Consider the following 13,947-nt stretch of genomic DNA (forward strand, 5'->3'; position numbering starts at 1 on the left):
ACTCGGGCGCCCTTGTTTCACATGGCCAGGAGTCGATCAGTGCTCCAGCATGGCCGGCCCGCCATTGCCACCGATGGGAATGCGCTTGGGCTTGGCCTCTTCCGGCACGACACGCACCAGGTCGATGTTGAGCAGGCCGTTCTGCAGCGACGCACCCTTCACCTCGATGTGGTCGGCCAGGCGGAACGACAGCTTGAAGGCGCGCTGGGCGATGCCCTGGTGCAGGTAGGTCACGCTGCTCTCGGGGCCCTTGTCGCGCTTGCCACCGCTGACGGTCAGCACGCCACGCTCGACCTGCAGTTCGAGGTCGTCTTCCTGGAAGCCGGCGGCCGCGACCACGATGCGGTACTGGTCATCGCCATGCTTCTCGACGTTGTAGGGCGGGTAGCTGCTGCCCCCTTCGTTGCGCAGGGCCGACTCGAACAGGTCGTTGAAGCGGTCGAAACCCACGGAATGGCGGAACAGGGGGGCCAGGGAAAATGCAGTGCTCATAGTGTTCTCCTGAATAGATCAGCAAGGGTTCTACGGGTGCGGGACCCGACTTCGGCATCCCGCAGTACCCTAGATAGGGACAGGCCGAAACTTTTCAAGGGGGCAAATCATGCGCAAGGTCATGCTCGTCACGGGAGCCAGTCGTGGCATCGGTGCTGCCACGGCACGCCTCGCCACGCAACGCGGCTACGCCGTGGGCATCAACTACCGGGAGCGGCGCGAAGAAGCCGAAGCGCTGGTCAATGCCATATGCGCGGCGGGCGGCGAAGCGTTGGCGATCCAGGCCGACGTGGGTGTCGAAGAACAGGTCGAGCAGATGTTCCAGCGCCTGGACGAGGCGTTCGGCCGGCTGGACGTGCTGGTGAACAACGCCGGCATGCTGGAGCGGCAGATGCGCCTGGAAGACATGGACGCGGCGCGTTTCGAGCGCGTCCTGCGGGCCAACGTGATAGGCAGCTTCCTGTGTGCGAAGCAGGCCATCCGCCGCCTGTCGACCCGGCACGGCGGCACCGGTGGCGCCATCGTCAACCTGTCCTCGGTGGCAGCCCGTATCGGCGCTCCCGATGAATACATCGACTATGCCGCCGCCAAGGGCGCCATCGATTCCATGACCCTGGGCATGGCGAAGGAACTGGCCGGCGAGGGCATCCGGGTCAACGCGGTTCGCCCGGGGGTGATCCACACCGACATCCATGCCAGCGGCGGCGAGCCCGACCGGATCGAACGGGTGCGCCACAATGTGCCGATGAAGCGCGGGGGCGAAGCGGAGGAAATTGCAGCGGCCATCCTGTGGCTGGCCAGCGACGAGGCGTCCTACACCACCGGCGCCATTCTGGACGTTTCGGGCGGCCGCTGAACCGCGAGCAGATCGCAGCCCAGCAGGCTGTCGATGCGCAGGCACTCATGCTCCCGGCGGATCTCGGCGAACAGCGCCACCGCCTCGGGGTAGGTCCGGGTCAGCATGCCCACCCATTGCTTGAGGCGACCGGGGGCGTAGCGCGGCGCGAGCTTGTGCCGGGCCTGGCGCCAGAAGTCCTGCAGCAGCGGGAAGAACGCTTCCCAGCTCATCTCCTCCGGCTCGCGACCATCGCGCACGGCCGCGATCTGCCGGGCCAGCGAGGGCCGCGAAACCAGGCCGCGACCGAGCATGATGTCCTCCACCCCGCTCACCTCCCGGCAACGTCGCCAGTCGTCCAGGGTCCACACCTCGCCGTTGGCGAACACCGGCACGCGCACCACGTCCTGCACCCGCGCGACCCACTCCCAGTGGGCAGGCGGCTTGTAACCCTCCACCTTGGTACGGGCGTGGACCACGATCTGCTGGGCACCGCCGTCGGCCAGCGCGCGGGCACAGTCGAGGGCGACCTCGGGGCTGTCGTAACCCAGACGCATCTTCGCCGTCACCGGAATGGCTGCCGGTACCGCGCGCCGCACCTCGGAAACGATGGCATGCAGCAGCTCGGGCTCCTTGAGCAGGACGGCACCACCCCGGGACTTGTTCACCGTCTTGGCCGGGCAACCGAAGTTCAGGTCGATGACCGGCGCTCCGAGCTCGCAGGCAAAGGCAGCGTTCTCGCCCAGGCACACCGGGTCCGAGCCGAGGAACTGCACCCGCATGGGCGTGCCTGCTCGGGTGCGTGCACCGTCGGCCAGTTCAGGCGCCAGCTTCTGGTAGGTGGTGGCGGGCAACAAGCGGTCGCACACGCGGATGAACTCGGTGACGCACCAGTCGATGCCGCCCACGCGGGTGAGGACGTCACGCAGGATTTCGTCGACCAGGCCTTCCATGGGTGCCAAGGCGATTTGCATAGGAGCTGAAGGGGTGTGTTGAGGGGCGCGTAGTGTAATGGGCAGCCCCGAGGGTTAGAACCCTTGAATGGGCGGGAGCCGAAGCCGCTCGTCCGTGGTCCAAACCGCAGGACCAGAACCGCGAGCCCCCTTATGAAAGCATCCCGCCTAGCCCTCGCCTGCTGCCTGACCGCGGCCGCCACCAGCTTTGCGGACGCGCTGCAGCCTGCGCCAGACGCTCTGGCCGAACTGGAAGTCCGCCGGGACGAAAACGCCGCGAACGCCTGCAACGTCAACCTCTACCTGCGGGATGAGGCCGTGGCGCAGCTCGCGCCGGGACAGGCGGTGGTACTGGAGGTACCGGCAGGCGAGCAGGTGCTGGCCTTGCGGCAAACGCCTTCGGGCTACTGCAGCGCCGGCCCGGTTGGGCGGCCGCAATCGATCCTCCTGCAACCGGGGGAGCACCGCAGCCTGCGCATCATGCAAAGCCCGACGGAGCTGTACCTGGCGCCCGCCCTGGAATGAGTTCAATCGGCCGGCAGCAGCGCCCGGCCGTAACCCTCTACGAACTCGACGGGCATGCGCTTGGGCCGACCGGTCGACAGTTCGATGCAGACGAAGGTGGTGCGCGCACGCAGGAGCGTCGCGCCATCTTCGGGGCGGATCAGCTGGAAGCAGCGGTCCATCTTCAGGCGCTGGTCCGATTCGACGATCCAGGTGCCCATCTGCAGTGCCTGCCCTTCATAGGCAGCGGCCAGGTAGTCGATCTCGTGGCGCACCACTGCCATGGCGCGGTCGAGGCGACGGTATTCGGCCAAGTCCAGGCCCAGGCTCTGGGAGTGGCGCCAGGCACAGCGCTCCAGCCAGCTGACATACACGGCGTTGTTGGCATGACCGAGGCCGTCGATGTCATCGGCCGCCACGACCAGGTCGATCACGAATGGATGAGGTCGGTCCCAGTTCATCAGCCGTGCTCCGCCTTGTGCACCAGTTCCCGGGCCTCTCGCGTCAGCTGGGTGATCTGGTCCCAGGCGCGAGCGCGGATCAGGCTCGACGGTGCGATCCAGGTGCCGCCCACGCACGCGACGTTGGGCAGCTGCAGGAAGCTCAGCAGGTTGTCCGGCGTGACGCCGCCGGTGGGGCAGAAGCGGATGCCGGTGAAGGGCCCCTTCAGGCTCTTGAGCATCTTCACGCTGGCATTGCCGTTGGCGGGGAACAGCTTCAGCGAGCGGTAGCCGTATTCCAGCGCCAGCAGCACCTCGGAGGGTGTCATGACACCGGGCAGGTAAGGCAGGCCGGAGTCCTCGGCAGCGGCGGCCAGGCGCTCGGTGCAGCCCGGGCTTACGGCAAAATGCGCACCGGCATCGCGAACCTCGAGGAACTGCTCGGTGTGGATCAGCGTGCCCGCCCCCACCAGCAGGTCCGGGAACTCCTTGCGGATCGCCGCGACCGCGTCCAGCGCACGCGGCGTACGCAAGGTCACCTCCAGCACCTCGACCCCACCGGCACTCAGCGCACCGGCCAGGTCCAGCGCCAGGGCGGTGTCTTCGATCACCAGCACCGGCAAGACGGGGCGCGCCCTGCGCAACACCACATCCATCGTCAGACTCATTTGCCTCTATCCCCTCAATGCAGATGCCACGGCCCACCGGGCCGGCCATTCCAGATGTCGACCGACACCGGGCCGACGTGTTCCTTGGAAGCGGACAGCACTCAGCCGGTCACGGCGGCCGCCAATGGGCTGCCATCTTCCTGCACGAGCAGGCCGCCGCCAAGGGCCAGCCGGCCAAAGGCACGAGGGAAGGGAGGAATTTTTTCAGGCCCAAAAACAAAAGGGCCACTCCATGACGGAATGACCCTTGAAACCCCGCAGAGCGGGAAAAGTGGCGTCCCCTAGGGGACTCGAACCCCTGTTACCGCCGTGAAAGGGCGGTGTCCTAGGCCACTAGACGAAGGGGACAGTAACCTTCGAAAAGCAAGGCCAGCTAAGCGCTGGCCTTGTATTTGATGCTTGAGGCATCGGATTTGGTGGAGCTAGACGGGATCGAACCGTCGACCTCTTGCATGCCATGCAAGCGCTCTCCCAGCTGAGCTATAGCCCCGAAAACCGCTTCGGTGCGCGATCTGCCTGGCGGCAATCGCTGCTGGAAAGTGGCGTCCCCTAGGGGACTCGAACCCCTGTTACCGCCGTGAAAGGGCGGTGTCCTAGGCCACTAGACGAAGGGGACTTAACCTTCGCGAACATGAAGCGTGCGCTTCACATTCCGGTAAATTGGTGGAGCTAGACGGGATCGAACCGTCGACCTCTTGCATGCCATGCAAGCGCTCTCCCAGCTGAGCTATAGCCCCAAAGTACCGCTGTATCACTTCGCTACGTTCAGTTCGTCGCGAAGACGGGGCGCATATTAAGGGCGACCCTGGAGGTCGTCAACAAATTTTTTCATCGAAATCGAAAATTTTTCGTCGGCAGAACAAACACTTACCCGCCTCTGCCATTGCCGCCCGGTAAAACCGAAGCCACCACCCTGCCCGCACATACGAAAAGGCCCGCATCAGGCGGGCCTCTTCGGTACTTGATCACTCAGCCTGGAATGGCGTCGCGGATCTTCTCCCACTCCTTGGCTTCCTTCTTAGACGTGCCCCCAAGCAGCTCGAGCGCCTGGCGCAGACGGAAACGGGTGAGATCGGCACCGAGGATCTCCATGGCATCCAGCACCGAGACCGAGCTGGATTGCCCGGTGATGGCCGGGAACATCAGCGGCATGACATCGCGCAGCTTCAGCCCGAGGTGTTCAGCCACGGCCTGGATGCAAGCGGTGATGCGATCCTTCTCCCACTGGCGCAGCGATTCCAGCTTCCACAGCACCAGTTGCAGCACCTGACGCACCTGGTCGGGCGCGAGCTTCTTGTGCTCGAACAGCGATGCATCCAGGGGCAGCGCACCGGCGAAGAAGAAGCCGGCCAGCGGGGCGATCTGACTGAAGGTCTCGACCCGCCCCTGCACGTGGGGAGCGATCTTCATCAGGTAGTCGGGATTCAGTGCCCACTTCTGCACCTCAGCCGCGAAGCGCTCCACCGGCAGCTCTCGAATCCACTGGCCGTTGAGCCAGGAGAGTTTCTCCAGGTCGAAGATCGGGCCACCGAGGGAGACGCGCGACAGGTCGAAGTGCTCGATCATCTCCGCCAGGGAGAACTTCTCGCGCTCGTCCGGCATCGACCAGCCCATGCGGCCGAGGTAGTTGAGCATCGCCTCGGGCAGGTAGCCCATGCGCTCATAGAAGGTGATGGAGGTCGGGTTCTTGCGCTTGGAGAGCTTGCTCTTGTCCGGGTTGCGCAGCAGCGGCATGTAGCAGAGCGTGGGCTGCTCCCAGCCGAAATACTCGTAGAGCTTGATCAGCTTGGGCGCCGACGGCAGCCACTCCTCGCCACGGAGCACATGGGTGATGCCCATCAGGTGGTCATCGACCACGTTGGCCAGGAAGTAGGTGGGCAGGCCATCGGTCTTCATCAGCACCTGCATGTCCATGCGGTCCCACGGGATCTCGACGTCGCCACGGAGCATGTCCGGAACCACGCAGACGCCCTCGGTGGGCATCTTCATGCGGATCACATGGGGCTCGCCCGCGGCGATGCGCTTGGCCGATTCCTCGCGGGGGAGGTGCATGCAGTGGCCGTCGTAGCGCGGGGTTTCCTTGCGCTCGGTCTGCTCGGCACGCAGCTTGTCCAGGCGCTCGGCGGTGCAGAAGCAGGGGAAGGCATGGTTCTTGTCCACCAGCTCCTGGGCGTACTTCTTGTAGATCTCACCGCGCTCGCTCTGGCGGTACGGGCCATGCGGGCCGCCCACATCCGGGCCCTCGTCCCACTCGATGCCCAGCCAGCGCAGGGCGTCGAAGATCTGCTGCTCGGACTCGCGGGTGGAACGCAACTGGTCCGTGTCCTCGATGCGCAGGATGAACTGGCCACCGTGCTGACGGGCGAAGCAGAGATTGAAGAGGGCGATGTAGGCGGTACCGACGTGCGGGTCACCGGTGGGCGACGGCGCGATGCGGGTGCGGACAGTGGTCATGGAAGGTCCTGATACAGAGGAACGGTCAAGGGCGCGATGTTAGCAGGCGCGAGCCGGCGGGCTCCAGCCACGCGGCCTCCTCCTCCATGGCCAACCGGGCCATGAGGAAATCCAGGAAGGCCTTGACCTTCATCGCCTGGAATCGCCGCGAGGGGTAGACGGCGTAGATCTCGCCACTGGGCAGTGGAATCCCAGGCAACAGCTCGACCAGTTCCCCACGGCGCACCGCCTGCTCGGTGATCATCAGCGGCAGCGAGGCAATGCCCGCGCCCCCCAGCACCGCCTCGCGGGCGAAGGTGATGTTGTTGCAGTGCAGCACCCGCTGGCAGGGCACGGACGTATCCAGCAGCGGCCAGTAACGCTGGGAGTCGATGGGCAGGAGCACGGCGCGGTGCTGGGCCAGGTCTTCGGCCGTACGCGGCACGCCATGGGCCGCCAGGTAGGCCGGGCTGGCGCATAGGCGTCGTCCGGCCTCGAACAGCTTGCGGGCGATCAGGCTCGAGTCCTGCGGCTGGCCCACCAGGATGGCGATGTCCACCCCCTCCTCCAGCGGGTCCACTTCCCGGGAGGTGAGCTCCACCTGGGCGGTGATCTGCGGGTACTGGCTCATGAATTGCCCGAGCACCCGGCCGAGGAACATCTGGCCGAACTCGATGGGGGCCGTGATACGCAACAATCCGGACGGTGCCTGCTGCAGCTGCATCACTGCCTGCTCGGCCTCGGCGAAGTCGAGCATGATCTGGCGGCACCGGTCGTAGTAGGCCTGCCCCACTTCCGTGAGCCGCAGCTTGCGGGTGGTGCGGTTGAGCAGGCGCACCCCAAGCCGCTCCTCCAGCAGTGCGATGCGCCGGCTCACCGTGGACTTCTGCATGCTCAGGCTGTGTGCCGCCTGGGTAAAACTGTGCAACTCCACAACGCGGGTGAAGATCAGCGCATCATCCAGCCCCATTATTGTTCCCCATAAGCAACAAAGTTTACGAAGTGTACTGGCTACTTGCCTGACTGGAACAGTGCTAGATTCCCGCGTCTTTGATCACAGATTCGAGTCTGCCCATGCCTGCCCCGTTGAAACGCCGCCTGTTCATCTTCCTGACGCTGTTGGTGCTGGTGGCCGGTGGTTTCTTCGCGCATTGGCTGCTGATCGGCCGCTTCCTGGAGAGCACGGACAATGCCTATGTCCAGGGCGAAATCACCCGGGTCTCGAGTCAGCTGGGCGCGCGTATAGAAGAAGTGCTGGTGGGGGACAACCAGGCCGTCAAGAAAGGGGACCTGCTGGTGCGCCTGGAGTCGGCAGACTTCCGCGTCGCCCTTGAGCGTGCCCAGGCCACCCTGGCGACCCGCGAGGCCGAACTGGCCCAGGCCCAGAGCAAACTCACCCAGCAGTCCAGCCTGATCGCCGCCAGCGAGGCGGATGTCTCCGCGAGCCAGGCCACCCTGGGTCGCACCCAGATCGACTTGTCCCGCGCCCAGACCTTGCGCAAGCCCGGCTACGTGTCGGAAGAGCGCGTCACCACCCTCTCGGCCGACTCCCGCGTCGCCCGCTCGCAACTGGCCAAGGCCGAAGCCGACCTCAAGGCCCAGCGCGTGCAGACCGACGCCCTGCGCGCCGACATCAAGCGCCTCGAGGCACAGATCGCCACCGCCCGGGCAGACATCGCCCAGGCCGAACTGAACCTGGCACGCACCGAGATCCGCGCCCCCATCGACGGCTTCGTCGGCCAGCGTGCGGCACGCAACGGCCAGTACGTGCAGGTAGGTGCCCACCTGATGTCCCTGGTACCGGACCAGGACATCTGGGTGCAGGCCAACTTCAAGGAAACCCAAATCGAACACATGCAGCCGGGCCAGAAGGTGGAACTGGTGTTCGACAGCTTCCCCAGCACGCCGATCGAAGGCCGCGTGGACAGCCTGTTCGCCGCCTCCGGCGCGCAGTTCAGCCTGCTGCCGCCGGACAATGCCACCGGCAACTTCACCAAGGTGGTGCAGCGCATCCCGGTGAAGATCACCTTCGACCGCGAAAGCCCCCTGAAAGGCCGCATCCGCCCCGGCATGTCGGTGCTGGTGAAGGTCTCCATCCAGCGGGATGAATGACCGTGGCCGCTGACGCGCTGCTGCGCCCCACCGGCGAACCCAGCCGACGAGACTGGATCGCCGTGATGAGCGCCATGCTCGGCGCCTTCATGGCGGTGCTGGACATCCAGATCACCAACTCTTCGCTCAAAGACATACAGGGCGCGCTGTCGGCCACGCTGGAAGAAGGCTCGTGGATCTCCACCTCCTACCTGGTGGCCGAGATCATCATGATTCCCCTCACCGCCTGGCTGGTGCAGTTGCTTTCGGCACGCCGGCTGGCCGTGTGGGTTTCCCTGGGCTTCCTCGCTTCCTCGCTGCTCTGCTCCCTGGCCTGGAACCTGGAGAGCATGATCGTCTTCCGTGCCATGCAGGGCTTCACCGGCGGGGCACTGATCCCCCTGGCCTTCACCCTCACGCTGATCAAGCTGCCGGAACACCACCGCGCCAAGGGCATGGCGCTGTTCGCCATCACCGCCACCTTCGCGCCTTCCATCGGTCCGACGCTGGGGGGCTGGCTCACCGAAAACTTCGGCTGGGAATACATCTTCTACATCAACGTGCCCCCGGGCCTGCTGATGATCGCCGGCCTGATGTACGGCCTGGAGAAGAAGGCGCCCCACTGGGAACTGCTCAAGCGCACGGACTACGCCGGCATCGTCACCCTCGGCATGGGGCTGGGCTGCCTGCAGGTGTTCCTCGAAGAGGGGCATCGCAAGGACTGGCTGGAATCGAACCTGATCGTCGGCCTGGGCAGCATCGCCCTGGTGAGCCTGGTGCTGTTCGTCATCCTGCAGCTCTCACGCCCCAACCCGCTGATCAACCTGGGCATCCTGGCCAACCGCAACTTCGGGCTCAGCAGCATCTCCAGCCTGGGCCTGGGCGTGGGGCTCTATGGCTCCATTTATGTGCTGCCGCTCTACCTGGCGCAGATCCAGGGCTACAACGCCCTGCAGATCGGCGAGGTGATCATGTGGATGGGCGTGCCCCAGCTGTTCCTGATCCCGCTGGTGCCCAAGCTGATGAAGATCATTTCGCCGAAGCTGCTGTGCGCCATCGGCTTTGGGCTGTTCGGCGCGGCCAGCTTCGCCTCGGGCGTCCTCAATCCGGACTTTGCCGGCCCGCAGTTCAACCATATCCAGATCATTCGTGCCCTGGGCCAGCCCCTGGTGATGGTGACCATTTCGCTGATCGCCACCGCCTACATCCTGCCCCAGGATGCCGGCTCGGCTTCCAGCCTGTTCAACATCCTGCGCAACCTGGGCGGCGCTATCGGCATCGCCCTGCTGGCCACGCTGCTGGACAGCCGCGCCAAGGTCTACTTCGACTACCTGCGTGAATCCCTGGTGCCCAGCAATCCCCAGGTCGCAGAACGCCTCGCCCTGCTTTCGGAGAAGCTCGGCAGCGATCAGGCGGCGCTGGGCAAGCTGAGCGAGATCGCCCACCAGCAGGCGGCAATCATGGCGTACAACGATGCCTTCCATTTCATCGGCATCGCCCTCGGGGTCAGCATGATTGCCGTGCTGCTGACCCGCAGCCTGCCGGCCGGTGGCAGCGGGGCCGGCGCTGCTGCCCACTGATCCCCGATCAGACCTTCAGCAGCAGGTCGCGCAGCTTCTGGATTTCGTCCCGCAGCTGCGCAGCGGCCTCGAACTCCAGATCGCGGGCGAGCTGGAACATCTTCTCTTCCATCTGCCGGATGCGCTTGTTGATCTCGCTGGGCGAGCGCAGTTCGGCCTCGTAGCGGGCACTCTCTTCGGCCGCCTTGGCCTGGGCTTTGCGTTTGTTGCTGCGCGCCCCCGGTACGGTCGCGCCTTCGAGGATGTCCTTGATGTCCTTCTGGACGCCCCTGGGCACGATGCCGTGAGCCTCGTTGAAGGCGATCTGCTTGGCACGGCGACGCTCGGTCTCGTCGATTGCCCGCTGCATCGATCCCGTGACGTTGTCGGCATAGAGGATCGCCCGGCCGTGCAGGTTCCGCGCGGCGCGGCCAATGGTCTGGATCAATGAGCGCTCCGAACGCAGGAAGCCCTCCTTGTCCGCGTCCAGGATGGCTACCAGCGAGACCTCGGGCATGTCCAGGCCCTCGCGCAACAGGTTGATCCCCACCAGGACATCAAAGGCGCCGGTGCGCAGGTCGCGGATAATCTCGACCCGCTCGACGGTGTCGATGTCGGAGTGCAGGTAGCGCACGCGAACGTCGTGATCCCCCAGGTAGTCGGTGAGGTCCTCCGCCATTCGCTTGGTCAGGGTTGTGACCAGGACGCGCTGGTCCAGCGCGACACGCTTGCGGATCTCCGAGAGCAGATCGTCTACCTGGGTCGCGGCCGGCCGCACTTCGATTTCAGGGTCCACCAGGCCGGTGGGGCGCACCACCTGCTCGACCACGCGACCGGCATGTTCACCCTCGTAAGGCCCCGGCGTGGCCGAGACGAAGATGGTCTGCGGCGCCATCAGTTCCCATTCATCGAAGCGCATCGGACGGTTGTCCAGGGCGGACGGCAGGCGGAAGCCGTACTCCACCAGGGTTTCCTTGCGGGAACGGTCGCCTTTGTACATGGCGCCGATCTGCGGGACGGTGACGTGGGATTCGTCGATCACCAGCAGGGCATTCGGCGGGAGGTAGTCATACAGGGTGGGCGGTGCCTGCCCGGGATCACGTCCGGACAGGTAGCGGGAGTAGTTCTCGATGCCGTTGCAGTAGCCCAGTTCGAGAATCATCTCCAGGTCGAAGCGGGTGCGCTGCTCCAGTCGCTGGGCCTCCAGCAGCTTGTTGGCGCCACGCAACTGCTCCAGCCGCTCCTTGAGCTCCTCCTTGATCTTCTCTACCGCCTCGAGCAGCGTCTCGCGCGGCGTGACGTAGTGGCTCTTGGGGTAGAAGGTGAAGCGGGGCAGCTTGCGGATCACCTCGCCGGTGAGCGGGTCGAACGCGGAAAGGCTCTCGACCTCGTCGTCGAACAGCTCAACGCGAATGGCCTCCAGGTCGGACTCGGCGGGGAAGATGTCGATCACATCACCGCGCACCCGGAAGGTGGCGCGGGCGAAATCCATGTCGTTGCGGGTGTACTGCAGGTCCGCCAGGCGCCGAAGCAAGGCGCGTTGGTCGATGCGGTCCCCACGGTCCAGGTGCAGCACCATCTTCAGATAGGACGCGGGGTCACCCAGGCCATAGATCGAGGACACGGTGGCCACGATGATCGCATCCGGGCGCTCCAGCAACGCCTTGGTCGCCGAGAGGCGCATCTGCTCGATGTGGTCGTTGATCGAGGCGTCCTTCTCGATGTAGGTGTCCGAGGACGGGACGTAGGCCTCAGGCTGGTAATAGTCGTAGTACGAGACGAAGTACTCGACGGAATTGTTCGGAAAAAAGGCCTTGAACTCACCGTAAAGCTGGGCTGCCAAGGTCTTGTTGGGCGCCAGAACCAGGGTGGGCCGCTGCACCTGAGCGATCACATTAGCGATGCTGAAGGTCTTGCCGGAGCCGGTCACGCCCAGCAGGGTCTGGTGCGAAAGGCCCGCTTCCAGGCCCTCCACCATCTGACGGATGGCCTCGGGCTGGTCGCCGGCGGGCTGGAAACGCGTGACGAGCTGAAAGTCTGACATGGCGATCCTCGGACTTGCGATGTGACCCCCTCGCGCAGAGGGCGTCAAAACTGGCGAAAAGCGGGCGTTTGATGTCGCCCCTGGCGACCGTGACCGCTATAATACCGGCCCGATTGCGCAACCCCAATGCAGACGCTCGGGGTTGCTCAGGCCCCCTACCCTTTCCTCTCCTCGAGCAGCCGCATCATGAGTCTGTTTTCTGCTGTCGAAATGGCCCCACGCGACCCGATCCTGGGCCTTAACGAAGCATTCAACGCCGATACCCGCCCCACGAAGGTGAACCTCGGCGTAGGCGTCTACTACAACGAGCAAGGCCGTATCCCCCTGCTCCGCGCCGTAGCCGAAGCCGAAAAAGCCCGCATTGAAGCCCATGCACCCCGCGGCTACCTGCCGATCGAAGGCATTGCCGCCTATGACCAGGCCGTGCAAAAGCTGCTCTTCGGCGCCGACTCCCAACTGCTGGCTGAAGGCCGTGTCGTCACGACCCAGGCTGTAGGCGGCACCGGCGCGCTGAAAACCGGCGCAGACTTCCTCAAGCGCCTGCTGCCCGACGCCGTTGTGGCCATCAGCGATCCGAGCTGGGAAAACCACCGCGCGCTGTTCGAGTCCGCCGGCTTCCCGGTCCAGAACTACCGCTACTACGATGCCGCTACCCATGGCGTAAACCGCGCCGGCCTGCTGGAAGACCTGAAAGCCCTGCCCACGCGCTCCATCGTGGTCCTCCACGCTTGCTGCCACAACCCGACCGGCGTCGACCTGGAACTGGATGACTGGAAGGCGGTACTGGAAGTCCTGCGCGAGCGCGAACACGTTCCGTTCTTGGACATCGCCTACCAGGGTTTTGGTGCAGGTATCGACGAAGACGCCTTCGCCGTCCGCCTGTTCGCCGAATCCGGGCTGCAGTTCTTCGTGTCCAGCTCCTTCTCCAAGTCGTTCTCGCTGTACGGTGAACGTGTTGGTGCGCTGTCTGTCGTCACCAACTCGAAGGAAGAGGCCGGCCGCGTCCTGTCCCAGGTCAAGCGCGTCATCCGCACCAACTACTCCAACCCACCGACCCACGGCGCCACCGTGGTAGCCAGCGTGCTGAACAGCAATGAACTGCGCGCCATGTGGGAAGCCGAACTCGCCGAGATGCGCGGCCGCATCCACAGCATGCGCCTCGCTATGGTCGAGCAACTCGCCGCCCAAGGCGCCAAGCGCGACTTCAGCTTCGTTGCTCGCCAGCGCGGCATGTTCTCCTACTCCGGTCTTACTGCCGAGCAGGTCGAGCGCCTGAAGAACGAGTTCGGCATCTACGCCGTCAGCACAGGCCGCATCTGCGTAGCGGCACTGAACGGCAGCAACCTGGACAGTGTCACCCACGCCATCTCCCAAGTGCTCTGAGCAAGGCAGGAGAAGCTCAAGCCAGGTGCTTGACTTCTCCTTTCTAATCAGTAAGATACGCATCGTTGTTCCGCGATAGCTCAGTCGGTAGAGCAAATGACTGTTAATCATTGGGTCCCTGGTTCGAGTCCAGGTCGCGGAGCCAAATTCAAAAGCCCTCGGCATATGCCGAGGGCTTTTTCGTTTATGCACCCGATTCATACCAGCCTCGCATTACGCTACAAAGTGCGTGTCTAGTCCTGAAATAGGTTTACACCTTTCAGGCCAAGCGCCAGACCTCAAAACGCCCGATGCACCGCATCGGGCGTTTTGTATTTCAGAGCCAGGTGAGGCCGCTCCCGGTTATAGATATCGACGGCTTCGCGCACCATACGGCGCGCCTGTCCGAGGTCGGCGGGAGGGTGCTCCAGCAACTCGTTCTTCAGAATGCCGTTGACGCGCTCAGCCAGCGCATTCTGGTAACAGTCGTAACCATCGGTCATCGAGCAGGTTGCCCCGTGCTGCACGTGCAGGCGTTGGTACAGCCCCGAGCAGTACTGGATGCC

13 protein-coding genes and 5 tRNA genes are annotated in these 13,947 nt (G+C 64.6%); 6 read left to right on the top strand and 12 right to left on the bottom strand.

The window, feature by feature from the left end; translation table 11 throughout:
- Nucleotides 1–36: 36 nt before the first annotated feature.
- Nucleotides 37–492, bottom strand: coding sequence for an Hsp20 family protein (locus BM198_RS05785; protein ID WP_044408679.1), 456 nt, complete (start codon nucleotides 490–492; stop codon nucleotides 37–39).
- A 109-nt stretch (nucleotides 493–601) separates the two neighbouring features.
- Between BM198_RS05785 and BM198_RS05790 the strand changes: the two genes are divergently transcribed.
- Nucleotides 602–1,348, top strand: a complete 747-nt coding sequence (locus BM198_RS05790; RefSeq protein ID WP_074968492.1) for an SDR family oxidoreductase — start codon at nucleotides 602–604, stop codon at nucleotides 1,346–1,348.
- Here BM198_RS05790 and BM198_RS05795 read toward each other — a convergent pair.
- Nucleotides 1,306–2,301 carry a tRNA dihydrouridine synthase gene (locus BM198_RS05795; RefSeq protein WP_074968494.1) on the bottom strand — a complete coding sequence of 332 codons (996 nt, stop codon included), beginning with the start codon at nucleotides 2,299–2,301 and terminating at the stop codon, nucleotides 1,306–1,308. The genes BM198_RS05790 and BM198_RS05795 overlap by 43 nt on opposite strands.
- Nucleotides 2,302–2,433: 132 nt before the next feature.
- Between BM198_RS05795 and BM198_RS05800 the strand changes: the two genes are divergently transcribed.
- Nucleotides 2,434–2,805, top strand: coding sequence for a hypothetical protein (locus BM198_RS05800; protein WP_074968495.1), 372 nt, complete (start codon nucleotides 2,434–2,436; stop codon nucleotides 2,803–2,805).
- Between the two features lie 2 nt (nucleotides 2,806–2,807).
- Here the strand turns inward: BM198_RS05800 and BM198_RS05805 are convergent, their stop codons facing one another.
- From BM198_RS05805 to BM198_RS05840, 8 genes are all read right to left on the bottom strand, one after another.
- Nucleotides 2,808–3,245 (bottom strand): acyl-CoA thioesterase, encoded by a 438-nt coding sequence (locus tag BM198_RS05805; RefSeq protein ID WP_044408688.1) that lies wholly within the window; start codon nucleotides 3,243–3,245, stop codon nucleotides 2,808–2,810.
- Nucleotides 3,245–3,892 carry a bifunctional 4-hydroxy-2-oxoglutarate aldolase/2-dehydro-3-deoxy-phosphogluconate aldolase gene (locus BM198_RS05810; RefSeq protein WP_074968496.1) on the bottom strand — a complete coding sequence of 216 codons (648 nt, stop codon included), beginning with the start codon at nucleotides 3,890–3,892 and terminating at the stop codon, nucleotides 3,245–3,247. Before BM198_RS05810 ends, BM198_RS05805 begins: the two co-directional genes overlap by 1 nt.
- Before the next feature lie 272 nt (nucleotides 3,893–4,164).
- Nucleotides 4,165–4,240: transfer RNA gene (locus BM198_RS05815), tRNA-Glu, on the bottom strand.
- Between the two features lie 66 nt (nucleotides 4,241–4,306).
- Nucleotides 4,307–4,382 (bottom strand) — tRNA-Ala (locus BM198_RS05820).
- Between the two features lie 50 nt (nucleotides 4,383–4,432).
- A tRNA-Glu gene (locus tag BM198_RS05825) sits at nucleotides 4,433–4,508 on the bottom strand.
- Nucleotides 4,509–4,553: 45 nt separating this feature from the next.
- Nucleotides 4,554–4,629: transfer RNA gene (locus tag BM198_RS05830), tRNA-Ala, on the bottom strand.
- A gap of 232 nt (nucleotides 4,630–4,861) precedes the next feature.
- Entirely contained in the window at nucleotides 4,862–6,346 is a 1,485-nt protein-coding gene (gltX, locus tag BM198_RS05835; protein WP_074968497.1) for a glutamate--tRNA ligase, read from the bottom strand.
- 25 nt (nucleotides 6,347–6,371) lie between these two features.
- Complete coding sequence (locus BM198_RS05840; protein ID WP_074968498.1) at nucleotides 6,372–7,295, bottom strand: LysR family transcriptional regulator; 924 nt, start codon at nucleotides 7,293–7,295, stop codon at nucleotides 6,372–6,374.
- A 104-nt stretch (nucleotides 7,296–7,399) separates the two neighbouring features.
- Here BM198_RS05840 and BM198_RS05845 point away from each other — a divergent pair, with 104 nt between their 5' ends.
- Together BM198_RS05845 and BM198_RS05850 are read left to right on the top strand one after the other, a co-directional pair.
- Nucleotides 7,400–8,437, top strand: coding sequence for an HlyD family secretion protein (locus tag BM198_RS05845; RefSeq protein ID WP_044408700.1), 1,038 nt, complete (start codon nucleotides 7,400–7,402; stop codon nucleotides 8,435–8,437).
- A 2-nt stretch (nucleotides 8,438–8,439) separates the two neighbouring features.
- Nucleotides 8,440–9,996: an MDR family MFS transporter gene (locus BM198_RS05850; protein WP_074968519.1), complete on the top strand. Its 1,557-nt coding sequence runs from the start codon at nucleotides 8,440–8,442 to the stop codon at nucleotides 9,994–9,996.
- Nucleotides 9,997–10,003: 7 nt separating this feature from the next.
- Here BM198_RS05850 and uvrB read toward each other — a convergent pair whose 3' ends face one another.
- The gene (gene uvrB, locus BM198_RS05855) at nucleotides 10,004–12,019 is read right to left on the bottom strand and encodes an excinuclease ABC subunit UvrB (protein ID WP_044408703.1); all 2,016 of its coding nucleotides are present in this window, start codon (nucleotides 12,017–12,019) and stop codon (nucleotides 10,004–10,006) included.
- Between the two features lie 186 nt (nucleotides 12,020–12,205).
- Between uvrB and BM198_RS05860 the strand changes: the two genes are divergently transcribed.
- Both BM198_RS05860 and BM198_RS05865 read left to right on the top strand, forming a co-directional pair.
- Complete coding sequence (locus BM198_RS05860; protein WP_074968499.1) at nucleotides 12,206–13,402, top strand: amino acid aminotransferase; 1,197 nt, start codon at nucleotides 12,206–12,208, stop codon at nucleotides 13,400–13,402.
- A gap of 69 nt (nucleotides 13,403–13,471) precedes the next feature.
- Nucleotides 13,472–13,547, top strand: a tRNA-Asn gene (locus tag BM198_RS05865).
- A gap of 133 nt (nucleotides 13,548–13,680) precedes the next feature.
- Here BM198_RS05865 and BM198_RS05870 read toward each other — a convergent pair.
- Nucleotides 13,681–13,947, bottom strand: a 267-nt coding sequence (locus BM198_RS05870) for an integrase core domain-containing protein (protein WP_139233571.1), incomplete at its 5' end; no start/stop codon positions are given.

This window comes from Metapseudomonas otitidis (genome assembly GCF_900111835.1).
Taxonomy (GTDB): domain Bacteria; phylum Pseudomonadota; class Gammaproteobacteria; order Pseudomonadales; family Pseudomonadaceae; genus Metapseudomonas; species Metapseudomonas otitidis.